We start from the raw sequence: 15,303 nt of genomic DNA, 5'->3' as shown, positions 1-15,303 counted from the left end.
AACATGTGGAATCCCTAGGGAGAGCAGAACCTGCTTAAGCTCCTCCAACTGGGCAGCAGCTGCCTCACGCTCCATAAATAGAAACATCTCGTTATAATGACCTTGCGGGATGTTGTACATAAAGTTCATGACATCGGCCTGCTCAGGGGAAACGAATCGGTACGCGGAGCGAACGGCATAATGAGGGTTCGTATTCGGATGAATCGGACTGCGTGTACTGGATTGGTACCAGACATCCTCCCCAAGCTTAGCGGCTACCCGCATCGGAATGTACATAAATTCTCCGGTACCCATACATAGCGTCCTGCCGCCTGCTCGGCGCTCTCGCAGGAAAGCAGCAGCCTGGTCAACTTCCATGTCCAGTGCATGACTATCCTCCGCCGTCAGGCCAAAGCGGCCCGTATGCTTCAGGTAGGCAACCTCCCCCTTAGAGACAGGAAGGCTGGCGAAATGGCTGTTCACATACAAGAAGTCGATAATCGGCTCTGCCCCATGCTCATGCTGCTCGTCTACATGGCCGGTGCTCTCAATGGGCTCGCCCTTTACTGCGATTTGTCCGGACACGAGCGATAAGCAGTCCACACTTACGCCAAGCTCCCGTTCAAGCTCGCTGAATCGCTCAATATCTTCATTTGAACGCCAGTCCAGCAGACTTGCAACGATATAATTTTTCTTCCCGTACCTAGCGTGTAAATCATGAATAATATTGATTGCAGTCTTGCCTGTCGTCATCTCATCGTCGACTAGAATGATCGTTTCAGCTTGTCCGAAGATAGCGGGGTCGCTCGCATAGCAGCGATGCGTAGTGGCATGGGAATGCTCTTCCTCAAAATCGATGCAGGAGGTCTTATAGCCAATACTTTCCCTTGTCGTATGCAAGAAGCTGGCATCGCCGCCAAACATATCGAACATGCTGTGCCCAAGCCCCGTGGCCGTTTCCGCGAAACCGATGAACAGTGTTTTCTCGTCAACAGCCATCTTATTGCTCTTCATCCAATTATAGATTTCATCGGCCGATTCAGGCGCCTCAAAGGCGTGCAGCAGCCGTTCGATCTTAATTGGAAGCGGCTTTCCTCTGAACTGCTGATACAGCAGTCCAAGCGCAGCACCTGATAGCAAGGAGACATGAGGACGGACCGGAATATGCTTGCCAAGTACTTTGCTTACGAATAAAAAGCTTCGTTTTTTGTTAATGCGGGCTGCCATTTGAAATAACTGCTCTAGCGGAATATGAAAGGTATTGCTCGTAACCTCAATCGTAACCTCTAAATCTCCGATAATATTAAACGATTGCTGATTCCCGTTCTTCTGCGAGTAAGCAGGTGAAATTTTGGTTTTCATTTAGCACCCCATATATGTTCGATCTAATCATAATCCGTTTGGCCCAAGTCATATGCGGCTTAAATTCATTCATTTTGTTCGAGTAGCGGCTCTTCATAACGCCATAATCGCCTTGACTGTTTTCCATAATGTGCAGGGCGTCCATATATTCCTCATGCGTAACGACAAACATCGCTTGTACCGGCCTGATGTGGGTAGGATGAATAATCGTTTTGCCGATAATGCCGTTTTCCTTGTCCATCGCTACTTCACGAATGAGCCCGTCTACATATCTATTAATATAATCCATGCGCAAAATCCGTCCATGACGCCCCATGCTCTCCTCAAATGGCGTCTGCCTGAGCTGCGGCTTGAATACGCGATCGCTCTTGAAATATTCCCACACAGGCCCGGAGATGACATAATGGTTGTCCATCCTGCCAAATACGTTGACGATATCCGCTATGCAATCTCGTATGACGCCAATATCGTAGATCGTATGGTCCGGACTTCTACGTAGCCCAAAGAGACTCGAAAAATCCGTTGCGCCGATCCGCACATTAAGCACATATTCCTTATACTCATTCAGCAGCTCCGAAATGCCAAGCAGCGTCTCGACGCGCTTCTCACGGTAAATCACGTCTGAGCTCTCCAATATAGGCATGCCGTACAGCACGTTGCTATATGGCATTTTACGCTTGTTGTATTCCGCAAGGAGCCTTAAATACTCGCCGCCGGTTTTCATATTGAATTTTGGAAACACAATGCCCGTAACATATTCGATCTCTTCTCCAAAAAACGAGAGCAGCCGCTTAAGCTGATCCACGGACCGCACCCTTATGAAGATAAGTGGAATATGGTCGGCTCGCAATAAACCTATCGAAATATATCGACCAATTTTAAGTAGTGTTGCTTTCAGAGTCTCTTCTGCATGCTCCAGCTGATTATCTCCTACTGCATCTTCAAGGTCTATCACCATAGACACAAGTCCTTCGTGTTTTACGGCTACCAAATCGTCTGCTATATTATCCTTGGTTGCCGGCATATACAGCGCAGCACCAATCGCGTGAGCAATAATTTCTTTGTCAGAATCATTATTGAACTGAGTCGGAAGGGAGTAAAAGAAATTTTGCTCTTCTTCATTGGTAAGATAGTTAAAATACCTCAAAGTTATCCCTCCTAAAAGTTTGTGGAACCAAGCTGAGAGTAAAAAATATCCCTCGCGATCCAATGAGGGATATTTTCAACAATCTTTGTATGTGACGATCTAGACGGCTTTTGAATCTTTTTTGTTGCGTACTGCACTATAGATAAGCGTGCCTCCAAATACGGCTATAATTAAGCCGAAGAACAAGGTATGCGGCACATGCAGGCCATACGCTCCGCCGATCATTTTCGCAGCGATCAAGATGATCAGAATAAAGGCTGCTTTCTCAAGCTCGGGAAACTTCTCGATCAGTTTTAGGAACACCTGAGCAACGCCGCGCATCATAAGTACGCCGAGAATACCGCCCAAGAATAGAACCCATACCTCTTCGCTCACGCCGAATGCGGCTAGAACGCTGTCGATACTAAACGCGATATCCATAATTTCAACGGCAAGAACCGTACGCCAGAAGCCGTAGCCTTTATTTTGAACCTCTGCTTCTTCGCCATCGCCCTTCTTGCCGATGTATGGAATTAACGGAATGTTGCCAACACGAGCAAGCTTGAATTCCAGATGGAACAGGTTGCTCAGCGCAATCCATAACAGATACAAGCCGCCTGCGACTTTAATCCATGTAATTTGTACGAGGTAGACGCCCACTCCGATTGCAATAAACCGGAATATATAGGCTCCAATAATACCGTAAAACAAAGCTTTCTTCTGCTGGTCCTTCGGTAGATGCTTAACCATAACCGCTAAAACAAGCGCATTATCTGCCGAAAGCAAGCCTTCCAATATTACGAGTGTCGCGATAATCCCCCAGTTGGTAGGATTGGTTAAAACTTGCGACAGGTTGTCCCAATGAAAGAAACTCCCGAAATTCGCTATTACGCTCTGAAAAAAATCAACCATCTGTAAATACCTCCGAATATTGCTTTATTTGCTTCCTTGAACCCATCTGAGACCCCATCCATAAGCCTCGTCAAGCTCCTTATGCCCTGAGAAGTACTGCACGAGCCGCTGAATGCTGAAGGTTTGATCGTTCACGTTCTCAATCATTGCGATCGCGCACATGCCCTTGCGATTGTTATGCTCGTCCATGCGCACCTCGATATCCGGTCCGCCTGTCTGCGAGATCGTTACGATACCTGCTGCCTCAGCCCAGTTAGTCGCTCCTTCATAGATATAGGCATAAATGACGATTCTCTTTATTTCAGCAACCTTATTGCCATTGATTCTAAGATTCTCGCCCGTTGAAATGGAACCCGTCCGATCATCGCCATCCAAAGAAATGTACGGCTCCCTCGCGAAATCACCGAACCTATTGCCTAATGCTTGTACCGTTCCCTTCAGCCCGTCCTTCAATTCAAACAGGCAGCCCACGTCCAGATCAACACCGCTTGACCGGCCAAAAAATCCAGTTGATGCTTTCTTTTGGTTCCAATTCAAATTAATGACGATTTCACCGAGCGAGCCGGCACCTTTTTGCAAATTGATGACATCTCCGCGTTTGGTGAGCGAAATCTTGCTTAGGTTTACTGGAGCTGTTTTTTGTTCAGGTAAAACGGGTGCAGGAGGTACAGGCGGTTTAGCCGAAATAATGGGCGGATTCACAGGTGCTGGCGGCGTACTCGGAGCTGGCGCATCGGCCTTCACTTCAATGCCAAAGCTATTGCAAAGCGCAGCAAGCCCGCCAGAATAGCCTGATCCAATGGCGTTAAACTTCCATTCGCCATTATATCTATATAAATCTCCTACGACAATTGCAGTCTCGATAGAGAAATTTTTTCCAAGGTCATAGCGCAATATTTCGCGTCCTGTTCCTTCGTCAACAATCCGAATATAGGCATCATTCACGTTAGAAAAATTTTGTCTTTTCGCTTCCCCATCATAGATCGTTAAGGTAAAGGAAATTCGTTCAATTGCTTGTGGAACATCGTTGATCCGTATCATCACTTGTTCCTTATCGACTTTCCCTGCAAAGCTTCGTTTGTTGTCGCCTATCAGCTCAATTGAGCCGCTAGCGTCCTTCGGATTGCTATAAAAAATCAAATCCTGGTCTCCAGCTGTTTTCCCGTTCGCGCGCAGTAGAAAGGCTGAGAAATCAACATCAACACCTGCTGTGCTATTCCAGCCCATCCCTATAAGCAGATTTCGAAAACCAGGGTTGTTTTTGGTAATATCTGCTTTTTGGCCTTTCATTAATGCTAGCTCCATGCGTAAACCGCCCTTCGGTAAAATAGAAAAGGGTGACAAATTCGCTCCTGCCCTGCCACCCTATTCGTCATATAAATTACACGGATAGTCCGTAGTTGCGGCAAAGCGCAGCCAATCCGCCCGAGAACCCGGAGCCAACCGCTTGAAACTTCCAATCCGCTCCATGACGATACAGCTCGCAAAATACGATTGCCGTTTCAACAGAAAAATCTTCGCCAAGATCATAACGAAGCACTTCTCTTCCCGTTGTCTCGTCGACCAAACGCACGAATGCATTTGAGACTTGTCCGAAATTTTGATGCTTGGACTCGGCATCATGGATCGTAACGCTAATCCCGATTCGCTGAATGTGAGCGGGAACCTTGAGAAAATCAATTTTGATTTGCTCGTCGTCTCCATCGCCCTCGCCCGTACGATTATCGCCTGTATGCTCTACCGCACCGTTATAAGCAATCAAGGCATTATAAAAAACAAAATCCTTCTCATCCTTGGCTTTGCCATCCTGATGTAGAAGAAACGCACTTGCGTCCAGGTCGATTTCACCGCCGCCGGTATACTTATTCGTATCCCAGCCTAGGCCAAGAACAACCTTCGTAAGTGCTGGATTGGTTTTGGTAAGATCAATTCGCTGTCCCTTGGAAAGATTGATGGACATCGTTCTTCTCCTCCTTAACGTAGGCTAGGTTTGAACGCCAAAGTCGCTGCAGAGCCCTTCTAATCCGTTTTGATAACCGCTGCCTACTGCACTAAATTTCCATTCGCTATTATACCGATAGAGTTCGCCTACTACGACCGCTGTTTCAACAGAGAAATCCTCTCCTAGATCATAGCGGATCAGTTCCTCGCCTGTTTCCTCGTTTACGACGCGAACATAAGCATTGGCCACTTGGCCGAAGTTTTGGTTTCTTTGCCCTGCATCATGGATCGTAATGCAGAAGGCAACCTTCTGAATATCACCAGGCACTGCAGACAGGTTTATCTTAATGCTTTCATCGTCGCCCGCCCCTTCACCGCTGCGGTTATCGCCGGAGGAGACAATGGAGCCATTCGTATTCGACCGATTATTGTAAAAAATAAATTCCTTCTCGCTATTCACTTTGCCAGATGCATTCAAGCAAAATGCAGTCGCATCCAGGTCAAACGCATTGCCGCCATCGTACTTATTGACATCCCAGCCGAGGCCTACCGCAATTTTGGACAAACCGGGGTTCGATTTGGTCAGATCAACCTTTTGCCCCTTAGATAAATTAACTGGCATAGTTAATGCCTCCTCGTGGAATTTGCGATAAAACAAGCTTCTTTTATCTCAAAAAAGGGCCGCCACTGGCGACCCTTTACGGGTTGAGGAACGATTAGTTGGTAGCTAGACCGTAGTTGCGTGCAAGACCGCCAAGGCCGTCTTGGAAGCCGCTTCCGATTGCGCTGAATTTCCATTCGCCGGAATGACGGTAAAGCTCGCCCACGATTACAGCCGTTTCAACGGAGAAATCTTCTCCAAGATCGTAACGGATAAGCTCTGTGCCGCTTAGCTCGTCAACGATACGAACGAAAGCGTTGGATACTTGTCCAAAGTTTTGGCTGCGTTCTTGTCCATCATAGATTGTGATGCAGAATGCAATTTTGTCCGTTTCTGCTGGAACAGCAGAGAGGTCGATGCTCACTTGCTCATCGTCGCCGTCGCCTGCGCCCGTACGGTTATCGCCCGTGTGAACAACGGAGCCATTGCTGTTTTTTGGGTTGTTGTAGAAAATGAAGTCCGACTCGGAGCCAGCTTTTCCTTGTGCATTCAAGCAAAATACAGATGCATCAAGGTCAAAGTCTTTTCCGCCGTCATATTTATTAGTATCCCAGCCTAAGCCTACCGTAATTTTTGTCAGACCAGGGTTTGTTTTCGTAAGATCGATTTTTTGACCTTTGGATAAGCTGATTGCCATTTGAAATGACCTCTTTTCTGGGTAAATTATTGGTATTGACGAGCAAAGATATCAACGTGGGCAGCATGAGTGCCTTCGCCAATTGCATTAAACTTCCATTCACCGCTGTGTCTGTAAAGCTCACCGACGACCAATGCTGTTTTACCAGAATAATTATCCGTCAAATTGAAACGAATAAGCTCTTGATTGTTGGCTGGATTCACGATGCGGATAAAAGCGGATTTGATCATGCCAAAATCTTGGCGTCTGGATTCACATTCGTAAATGTTGACCACGCAAAGAATTTTGTGAATATGGTCCGGAACACGGTCAAGCTGTACGATAATTTGCTCATCGTCGCCATCGCCTTCGCCCGTAATGTTGTCGCCCGAATGGACGACGGAGCCGTCACCGCTCTGCTTATTATAGAAGCAAACAAGATTTTTCTCGCCGCTTAGCTTGCCGTTAGCATCCAGCAATAAAGCTGATGCATCACAATCCACGTTAGCCGCCTTCTTCATTCCGAAGAAACCGCCCTTCACTTCAGCAGGGTCCCAACCCAATCCAACGATTACTTTAGTAAGACCGGCATTTCCTTTTGTCAAATCAACCTTTTGACCTTTAACGAGAGAGATACCCATTGTATTGCACCCCCTTTCCATAATGTAAACGTCTAGAATCATTTAATAGCAGGTATTGTTACAAAAGCTCTACCCAACAATACGCCTATTCGACATGTAAGTTCCAAAAAAAAAGCGTGATCACTGCATTATTCTACAAAACCTGAATATTACCTCTTCTTTACGGAAACTCCACATGGGAAAAGCGGTATTGCAGAGATGGCTCCATCTTGGAGCACCACGCTTTTAATTTTATAACAACCGACATTCCAATTACAAATTTCTTCAAATAAAGAAACATAAAGGGATCATGGCCCGCCGAAACTGTCGTATCCAAGCTCTCTAACCGACATATTATTATTCTCTGCTCGTCCTCTAAAAAAAAGGTGGAAAAATCAGATAATAAGCGAGATAATTATAAACAGTAAATACGCATTAACGAGGTGTTTGTATGGAATTTATAAAACGGAATAAAACAGGTCTTATCTTTGGTGCTTTGCTCCTCATTAATGGACTGTTTTTGCTATCGCTCCTCCTCTCGAATAAATAAAAAAAGCAGAACAAGCGCAACGGCTCTCTGCCTTCTTTTCATTACGTCAACTTCGTTTTTTTTTCGCGCCATATGCCATTTACTCCAAGTTAGCTTTTCCCCTTTTATTCCATACCTTTATTCGCATGTTTTAACCATCAGCCACTGTAAGCTATCCTCATCCCAACATGAAGCCGTTCTTCTTATGGCCCTGTTCCTACACCTGCCACATACCAGAAGGGGCCAAGCTCTTTTAAATAAACGACACCCAGTTCATCTCCCGTTGCCTTGGACATATAACCGCTGACATTGTACAAATGGCCATACTCCGCATCCACTACTCCCATTGGCGTAATGGCAGCTTGTAAGCTGTTGATTGGCTGTAAGCTCGCAAGAATATGCCTGCGAATGGTCCACTCAGGAGATAGAGAGCTTAGAAACAAAGGGGCAATCACCAAAATAGCGGCGCTTATAAGAATGATCTTCTTCTTCTTTATGATCGTATTCACCCCGTAACCATGAAATCAATCGTTATTGTGTATCGCATGCGAATAGAGTACATTACTTTTATAAACGTAAAAAAGGAGTATGAGGATGGCTATTCAAGAACAAAATGAAGCATCTCTGCAGAATATTCTGTTAGCCGAAAGCGGCAAAGCTGCTGTATATTTCTTTACCCCTTTGTGCGGCACATGCAAAATCGGCGAACGCATGCTGGAAATTGCTGAGTTGACCGGCATTTCCGTCCCGCTTTACAAGCTGAATATAAACTATGCGCCGCGACTTCGTGAGCAGTGGCAAATTTCCAGCGTTCCGTGCTTGGCTATAGTCGAGGATGGCGAACTGATTCAGAAGGAATATGCGATGCAGTCCGTAGACCATGTCTATCTGATGCTGAAGTGAGGGGACTCCGCTAGCAAGCTCCGAAGTCCACCTATTTCCATTATTTCAACTAATATACAAACGCTGCAAGTATAGGAAAGGTTGCTTTCTTCTGCGGGTAAATCGTTACTGGCTATTTATTTGCTCGCGTACTCTGCGGATTTCCAGCATAAGCTGCCGCTGCTCCTCATGGTCGTCCGGCTGGGTGCTGCTCATGAGCTGAGCTAAACGAAGCTGAAGCATTTCCTGCTCATTCTGGCTTAGCTGCTCCTCCGGCGAGAGCAATCGGCTGCGATCCTTTGACGTGTACTCCTCATACGTTCCGGGAAACAAGCTCGGCTCGTTATGCCCATCCATCACAAGCAAGCGATTAGCTGCTTGGCGGATCAAATAGCGGTCATGGGTCACAAGAAGAACGGCGCCGGGATAATGCGAAAGCGCCTCCTCTACCTGCTCGCGTGTACTCACATCTAGATAGTTCGTCGGTTCATCCAGCACGAGCAAATTCGCTTTGCCAAAATACAGCTTCAGAAACGCGACTCTGCATTTCTCGCCCATGCTCAAATCCCCAATGCGTTTGAACACATCCTCCTTCGAAAACAAGAAGCAGCCCAAAATCGTACGCGCATGTGATTGCGTCATCTCCGGAATCATCAGCAAACTATCCAGAATGGTTGTATCGCTATCGAGCTTATCCAGCTCCTGCTCAAAATAACCGATCTTCGTTTGCGGATGAATGGTCACTTTGCCGGCAGTAGGCGTTAAGTTTCCGGTCGCCAGCTTCAGCAGCGTGGACTTTCCCGCCCCGTTTGGACCTAACACAGCAAGCCGGTCGCCTCGTTCTATCGAAAGGTTAAGCTGGCTGAACACTTGCCCGCGCCCCTCATAAGCAAAACCAACATTCTCCATGCGCAGCAGCGTCGATGCCGCAAAGCCATCCGTCTCCAAATGCATGCGGAGCTGCGATTCCTCGCGTGGCTTCTGCACCTTATCACTGTCTAACCGCGCTAAAGCCGATTCCTTCGCATGCAGGCGCGAAACGTTTTTCTTCGATTTTGATCTCAAAAAATCATTTTGTCCTGCAGCCTTATGCGCTTGCTGGAACCATTCCGCATACATCCGAATGCTCTCGAGCAGCTTCTCCCGATCCAGCTGCTGCTTCTTGTGCAGCGCCTCCTGCGTCCTTAGCTCAAGCTCCTTCTGCGCCTTATATTCGGTGTAGCCGCCTGGATAACGGCGGCAGCCATGGCGCTCCAGCTCCAGAACGGACGTTGCCGTACGGTCGATAAACGTCCGGTCATGCGACACATAAACGATCGTACCCGGATACGATCGTACCCATTGCTCCAACCAATCAAGCGCGTCCGAATCCAAATGATTCGTTGGCTCATCGAGTATGACCAGCTTCGGTTCCCTGACCATAAGCGCCGCCAGCTGTGCTTTCGTCTTCTGTCCGCCACTGAGACTCGCAAATGGCAGGCTCCATAATGATGAGTCAAAGCTAAGCTGCGTTAAGCATCTTTCCGATTTAATCTCCCAGCTATAGCCATCAAGCTGCGCATACCTTTCATACAGCTCGCTATAACGGCTTAATAGCTCGTCGCTCGTCTCCTCTTGCATCCGCAGCGTCAGCTCAGCCATCGCTCTCTTCAAACCGAACAATTGATTCGATCCTGCTTGAACGAACTCGAGCAGCGTGAGCGACGAGTCCATCTGCGCCTGCTGGTCAAGCCAGCCCCATGCTTCTAAAGGCAGTAAGCGCTGCACCTCGCCGCCATCAAGCGATAGCCTTCCGGTCAAGCCCTGCAGCAGCGTCGTTTTGCCAACGCCATTGCGTCCGAACAGCGCCAGCCGCTCACCCTCCTTAACCTCAAAGCTTATATTTTCGAACAGTGTATTGCCGTCCCATTCTTTCGTTATCTGTTTCACTTTTAATAGCATCAAGGAACATTCCCCATTTCCGAATACATAATAAAAAACCGTGGCCAGCGGCACACGGTCGAATACGCAGGGGAATATCAGGTAAACGAAATAAGGATGCGTCACACCACAGAATCGCGGGCATGCATCTCATATCTATCGCTGCTGATTGACTATCCATAAGTCCCCAAATCGACGCACGTATCCCTGACCGGTTCTCGCTTGCGAGAACGCCGCTTGTACTTAGACAAGTTGTTTGCAGGAATCGTGTACTTACTTCATCGGCTGGGTTACCTCCGTCAGTCATCAGTTTTGATATGCATCTATTATATCGGACTGTCGAATCCGTTTTCAAGCCTAACTTTCCAAGCGGTACCAAATAAAGTTGGTACTTGGCTTAAATCGCGGCATCATCGATCATATGACATAGGTATATTTTGATTGTGGAGGTGCTTCATGAATTTTGTTTATATCACGAGCATCGGGAAGTTTTTGCCCGGACCGCCTGTCGGCAATGAAGAAATCGAGCATTATCTTGGCAAAATAGGCGGCAAAGCCTCTAAGTCAAAACGGCGCATCCTCGAGCAAAATCAAATTCGCTATCGGCACTATGCCATAAACAAGGAGCAGAAGAGCCTTTACTCGAATGCGGAAATGGCTGGGCTCGCCATCCAGGATGCGCTTGCGCGTAATAAGGAGGTGCTTAGCGACAAGGTCGATTTCCTCGCTGTCGGCACGACGCAAGGCGATATGCTGGTGCCGGGCTTCGCCAGCATGGTTCATGCCGAAACGGGCCTGCCGGTCATCGAGGTCGCGACCCATCATGGCGTTTGCGCCAGCGGCATGCAAGCAATGAAAAACGCCTATCTGCATGTACAATCCGGCGAGCAGCGGACAGCGATTTCCTGCGCCAGCGAATTTCCGAGCCGCGTGTTTAAGCATACGAGGTTCGAAGCGCAGGAGGCATTGGCTGACCGCCCCATCCCTTTTGATACCGACTTCCTGCGGTTTATGCTGTCCGATGGCGCAGGCGCGGCGGTTCTCCAGCACCAGCCCGCAGCGAGCGGCTTGTCGCTTCGAATCGAATGGATCGACAACAAATCGTATGCGAATCTTTATGACGTCTGCATGTATGCTGGAACCAATAAGGAGAATGATGAGCATGCTTGCTGGCTTGACTATCCGTCCATTCATGAAGCGGCGAGTGACGGCGCCATTAATCTAAAGCAGGACATTAGGCTCGTTCGCGAAATGCCGAAGATCGGGGTTAATCGCTTCTTCGAGCTCGTGGAGGAGGGCAAGGTTGACCCTGCGGCTATCGATTGGATGGTATGCCATTATTCGTCCCATTTTTTCCGTGAGGAAATATTCAAGCTGCTGAAGCTTGGCGGGCTTACGATTCCCGAGGAGAAATGGTTCACGAACCTCTATACGAAGGGCAATACCGGCGCGGCGTCGATCTATATTATGCTGGAGGAGCTGCTTAATGAGGGGCATCTTAAGGCTGGCGAGCAGGTGCTGTGCATGGTACCGGAGAGCGGCAGATTTCAAACCTCGTATATGCTGCTGACCGTTGTTGGCTCTGAGGCTAATGCAGCGAAGCCTGCTTTCGAGGAGAGGCAGCCCGAAGCGCCTCATCTGGCGTACGATCAAGCAGATCGCGTTCAGGCTCAGCTCGTAAGGCAGCTCGTGCAGGTGTGGATCGATTTTGAGCAAAAGCTCGCGCATGTTCCGGTTATTCATAAGCTGTACAGCAACAAATTCACGCTTCATGATTATATGGCGCTTATGGAAAACATTCGCCAGCAGGTTATTGACGGCTCGCAATGGATCGCCCGTGCTGCCTCGTATATCGCGATTGAGCATATCGATCTTCGTTCAACGTTTATCGCCCATGCGCGCGACGAGCATCGCGACTTTCAAATTTTAGAGCGCAACTATGCAGCTGTCGGAGGGGATCCCGCTAGGATTCAAGCAGGCGAAAAAAATATCGGCAGCGAGGCGTTGTCCGCCTATTTGTTCCAGCGGGCAAGCCGCGATAATCCAATCGATCTCATCGGAGCCATGTGGATTATCGAAGGACTTGGCTGCCGAATGGCGCGCTACTGGGGCGAGATGATTCGCGATCAGCTTGGTCTTAGCGATGAGGAAGTGTCATTCCTGCTCTATCACAGCGACTCCGACGAGAAGCATTTTGAGCGGCTTGAGGCCGTCGTTTCGCATCCCATGCTGACGGCAGAAATTGCGGCGCGAATCGTCAAAACAGCTAAAACGACAGCAAGGCTTTACCTGCTGCAATTAGAGGAGCTGGGAAACGTATGAGTGAAGCCGATTATTTTGAAAATATGCCGCATGACAAAAACGATCCGAATCCGTTTCTCGCCATCTACTTGGATCAGAGCATTCCCTTTAATGAGGAGGCGAAGGCAGCTTATCTCAAGGATTGCTCCAGCAAATCGCGGCAATTTCTATTGCCCCTGCTGAGACCGTTCGCGCGGCTGATGATTATTTTGCTGCAAATTTATAAAGTCATCGTACCGAAGGCGCTCACATCGTCTCGGCTGCTGCACCGCGTGCTTCATTTTGGAATGAAAACCTTCGTCAGCCCGAGCGCCAACTTTATGATACTGCGCCACTTTTACCTAGGCTCCGAGGTGCTGGGCTTTATACGCGACAATGTGCCTGGCGTCCAGATTGAGATGAATCCGCTCAAGCCGACGAATCTCGAGCCAGTGAAGGATGATCTATTTTTAATTCATGACTTAAATTTATATAATTTCGTCATCAACCTTAACCGGGAGCTGCGTGAAAAGGGACTCGTCGTAAAGAAGCAAGCGATGCTTAATTTCAGCTCGATTACCGAATCGCCGCTGCCCATTGAGCCCTTGCCGGCGCGCTGGACCAACTTTATGGATTTGACGACAGCGATTGAATGCTTCACACCCGTCTACCAAATGTTCCTGACGGACAATGACTTCTGGCGGGCGACCAACTCGCTCCAATTGGATGAAACGATCGGCATCCTTGCGTCCAAGATCATCGGCAGCAATGACCGGCTCGCGCTCATCAATAACAAGCATCCCATGGTACCGCTAACGACGCTGAAAGCAGGCTTTCGTCTTGTGCTGCACGGGCTAGCGACGGAGCAGCTTCATGCGCTGCTCGTTGAGCTAAAGCAGAAACAGCAGCAGCAGGACTCTTATTAAGAAACGCCCCATCATAAAAAGAAGGCAATCACCGCTATTCGCGGGATTGCCTTCTTTATTTGCCGTATTATTGACGAGTTACGGTAAAGCCCTTCTTCTCAAGCAATGGCACGATGCCATCCTCGCCTAGCATATGTGCTGCCCCTACAACGACAAAGTAGGTTTTCTTAGCTGTGTCGTTCAAATAGCCCGTAACTTTATCGACCATTGGCGCGTTGCGGTCTGTTAGCAGAGCTTTTCTAAACTCTTCATTGGACGAAATGGAGTTAGTCAGCTCAAGCAGCTGCTTCTCGTCCCCAGATACCCACATTTCTGTAAGCTCTTCGATTCCGGAATCCTCTTTAAAATAATTTTCAAGGGAAGTGTTTAACATTTCCTCCTGCAGCTTATCTGTAAAACCATCAAACATTTTAAGCTGGTATTCGATCGATTCAAGCTCAAGAATCGGCTTCTTGTTCGTTATAGCCTGCTGCAAGAAATGAGCATCGATTCCGATTCCCGGATTAAAGCCTGATTTTGCCGTAGTAAGATAATCGATAGTGGAAGACACGCTCCAGGGCTTGTACGTGTCCAGCACATTTTCGGCCAAGCCGTTCGCCTTCAAAATCTCTCCCAGCTTCTTATAGGCATCTGCGGAAATATGATCCTTAAGCGTTGTATTATCTTTATAGACGCTAAGATCAAGCACAAGCTTTTGAATATTTTCGTCATTCGCATTCGAAATATCCGCCTCTACGGCCAAATAGTCGGAAGCCTCGTAGGCTTTCTGAATTTCTGGGCGAAGCGGATACATCGCATCGTTTGCAATATGTATCGAGCCTAGCAAATATACCGTGTTGCCTGCGTTCTCCGTTTTCCATAGGAAGCCGCGGCTCGGTTCCTTAACTTCCAGGGAAACGGTGCGCTTATCTTTGTTCCAAGACACCTTGTAGCCTGCCGCTTCGCTTGCCGTGCGCAATGGGATATAAACAGTGCCCTTAACAAGCTTTGGAGCAACAAGCAGCCCTTGCTCGATTTCGTTAACCATTGCTCCTAGGTTGTCGATTTGGAATAAAAGGACTAGTCCGTCCTTCTTGCCGGAAATGACTTGGTTCATCTCATCCCAAGTTACTTCAAAGCCAAGCTTCTCTAGCAGCAGCTTCGCCGGAACTAGCGTCGTTCCCTTCTCTACTATAGGTTGGAGGCCGCCAAGCTGTACCTGCTGGCTCTCTACCCAAACCGATACGGGCTTGGTCTCCGCTTGTACGTTTGTTACGAATGAAAATAGTAGTGCTAGTGTTAGAAATAATGCTGCGAATTTCTTCATGAATGGACCCTCTCCTTCACTACTGGTCGGCTTTAAGCCGTATTATTTTTTCTACGTCAAATAGACCCTGACGTTCCATATTTTACAATTAGGGCCCGCGCAATAACAATATCGGAAAATACCATTATTGTTTTCGTTGCGTCTCGTAATGGAAGTATATATAATGCGCTTTCAATTCGGAGGAATGTTGTCCGCCAATAAAAAAAAGGCACGCGCCGCTATGAACGGGCATGCCTTTCTCAA

General features: G+C 47.9%; 13 protein-coding genes and 1 pseudogene. 3 read left to right on the top strand and 11 right to left on the bottom strand.

Annotated features, from left to right (window positions below):
* Positions 1-36: 36 nt before the first annotated feature.
* From HI950_RS35920 to HI950_RS18815, 9 genes and pseudogenes are all read right to left on the bottom strand, one after another.
* A pseudogene (locus HI950_RS35920) lies at positions 37-1,206 on the bottom strand (phosphoribosyltransferase family protein); the annotation flags it as partial.
* Positions 1,207-1,282: 76 nt separating this feature from the next.
* Positions 1,283-2,488, bottom strand: coding sequence for an HpcH/HpaI aldolase/citrate lyase family protein (locus HI950_RS18850; RefSeq protein ID WP_169089898.1), 1,206 nt, complete (start codon positions 2,486-2,488; stop codon positions 1,283-1,285).
* A 99-nt stretch (positions 2,489-2,587) separates the two neighbouring features.
* Positions 2,588-3,379, bottom strand: coding sequence for a TerC family protein (locus HI950_RS18845; protein WP_169089896.1), 792 nt, complete (start codon positions 3,377-3,379; stop codon positions 2,588-2,590).
* Between the two features lie 24 nt (positions 3,380-3,403).
* Positions 3,404-4,684: a TerD family protein gene (locus HI950_RS18840; protein WP_169089894.1), complete on the bottom strand. Its 1,281-nt coding sequence runs from the start codon at positions 4,682-4,684 to the stop codon at positions 3,404-3,406.
* 76 nt (positions 4,685-4,760) lie between these two features.
* Entirely contained in the window at positions 4,761-5,339 is a 579-nt protein-coding gene (locus HI950_RS18835) for a TerD family protein (protein ID WP_169089892.1), read from the bottom strand.
* Positions 5,340-5,363: 24 nt separating this feature from the next.
* A complete protein-coding gene (locus HI950_RS18830; protein WP_169089890.1) occupies positions 5,364-5,942 on the bottom strand; it encodes a TerD family protein in 579 nt (192 codons plus the stop codon).
* Between the two features lie 94 nt (positions 5,943-6,036).
* On the bottom strand, positions 6,037-6,618 hold the full coding sequence (locus HI950_RS18825; RefSeq protein ID WP_169089888.1) for a TerD family protein: 582 nt from the start codon (positions 6,616-6,618) through the stop codon (positions 6,037-6,039).
* Positions 6,619-6,644: 26 nt separating this feature from the next.
* Positions 6,645-7,238: a TerD family protein gene (locus HI950_RS18820; protein WP_169089886.1), complete on the bottom strand. Its 594-nt coding sequence runs from the start codon at positions 7,236-7,238 to the stop codon at positions 6,645-6,647.
* A 711-nt stretch (positions 7,239-7,949) separates the two neighbouring features.
* Positions 7,950-8,255, bottom strand: a complete 306-nt coding sequence (locus tag HI950_RS18815; RefSeq protein ID WP_169089884.1) for a hypothetical protein — start codon at positions 8,253-8,255, stop codon at positions 7,950-7,952.
* Between the two features lie 85 nt (positions 8,256-8,340).
* On the opposite strand from HI950_RS18815, the gene HI950_RS18810 reads away from it, so the two are divergent.
* The gene (locus HI950_RS18810) at positions 8,341-8,649 is read left to right on the top strand and encodes a thioredoxin family protein (RefSeq protein WP_169089882.1); all 309 of its coding nucleotides are present in this window, start codon (positions 8,341-8,343) and stop codon (positions 8,647-8,649) included.
* A 105-nt stretch (positions 8,650-8,754) separates the two neighbouring features.
* Here HI950_RS18810 and abc-f read toward each other — a convergent pair whose 3' ends face one another.
* Entirely contained in the window at positions 8,755-10,569 is a 1,815-nt protein-coding gene (gene abc-f / locus HI950_RS18805; protein ID WP_169089979.1) for a ribosomal protection-like ABC-F family protein, read from the bottom strand.
* A gap of 435 nt (positions 10,570-11,004) precedes the next feature.
* Between abc-f and HI950_RS18800 the strand changes: the two genes are divergently transcribed.
* Together HI950_RS18800 and HI950_RS18795 are read left to right on the top strand one after the other, a co-directional pair.
* The gene (locus HI950_RS18800) at positions 11,005-12,870 is read left to right on the top strand and encodes a 3-oxoacyl-[acyl-carrier-protein] synthase III C-terminal domain-containing protein (RefSeq protein ID WP_169089880.1); all 1,866 of its coding nucleotides are present in this window, start codon (positions 11,005-11,007) and stop codon (positions 12,868-12,870) included.
* Positions 12,867-13,754, top strand: coding sequence for a DUF6999 family protein (locus HI950_RS18795; protein WP_169089878.1), 888 nt, complete (start codon positions 12,867-12,869; stop codon positions 13,752-13,754). Before HI950_RS18800 ends, HI950_RS18795 begins: the two co-directional genes overlap by 4 nt.
* A 67-nt stretch (positions 13,755-13,821) precedes the next feature.
* Here HI950_RS18795 and HI950_RS18790 read toward each other — a convergent pair whose 3' ends face one another.
* Positions 13,822-15,060 carry a TraB/GumN family protein gene (locus tag HI950_RS18790; protein WP_169089876.1) on the bottom strand — a complete coding sequence of 413 codons (1,239 nt, stop codon included), beginning with the start codon at positions 15,058-15,060 and terminating at the stop codon, positions 13,822-13,824.
* Between the last annotated feature and the right edge of the window lie 243 nt (positions 15,061-15,303).

This window comes from Paenibacillus sp. PL91 (genome assembly GCF_012935325.2).
In the GTDB taxonomy this organism is placed as follows: domain Bacteria; phylum Bacillota; class Bacilli; order Paenibacillales; family Paenibacillaceae; genus Pristimantibacillus.
This window is presented reverse-complemented; position numbering and strand designations above follow the sequence as displayed.

Bases quoted from the DNA above. Each gene is read 5' to 3' on its own strand.
- HI950_RS18845 (WP_169089896.1), bottom strand. From the start codon at position 3,379: ATGGTTGATTTTTTTCAGAGCGTAATAGCGAATTTCGGGAGTTTCTTT.
- HI950_RS18840 (WP_169089894.1), bottom strand. From the start codon at position 4,684: ATGGAGCTAGCATTAATGAAAGGCCAAAAAGCAGATATTACCAAAAAC.
- HI950_RS18835 (WP_169089892.1), bottom strand. From the start codon at position 5,339: ATGTCCATCAATCTTTCCAAGGGACAGCGAATTGATCTTACCAAAACC.
- HI950_RS18830 (WP_169089890.1), bottom strand. From the start codon at position 5,942: ATGCCAGTTAATTTATCTAAGGGGCAAAAGGTTGATCTGACCAAATCG.
- HI950_RS18825 (WP_169089888.1), bottom strand. From the start codon at position 6,618: ATGGCAATCAGCTTATCCAAAGGTCAAAAAATCGATCTTACGAAAACA.
- HI950_RS18820 (WP_169089886.1), bottom strand. From the start codon at position 7,238: ATGGGTATCTCTCTCGTTAAAGGTCAAAAGGTTGATTTGACAAAAGGA.
- HI950_RS18810 (WP_169089882.1), top strand. From the start codon at position 8,341: ATGGCTATTCAAGAACAAAATGAAGCATCTCTGCAGAATATTCTGTTA.
- abc-f (WP_169089979.1), bottom strand. From the start codon at position 10,569: ATGCTATTAAAAGTGAAACAGATAACGAAAGAATGGGACGGCAATACA.
- HI950_RS18800 (WP_169089880.1), top strand. From the start codon at position 11,005: ATGAATTTTGTTTATATCACGAGCATCGGGAAGTTTTTGCCCGGACCG.
- HI950_RS18795 (WP_169089878.1), top strand. From the start codon at position 12,867: ATGAGTGAAGCCGATTATTTTGAAAATATGCCGCATGACAAAAACGAT.
- HI950_RS18790 (WP_169089876.1), bottom strand. From the start codon at position 15,060: ATGAAGAAATTCGCAGCATTATTTCTAACACTAGCACTACTATTTTCA.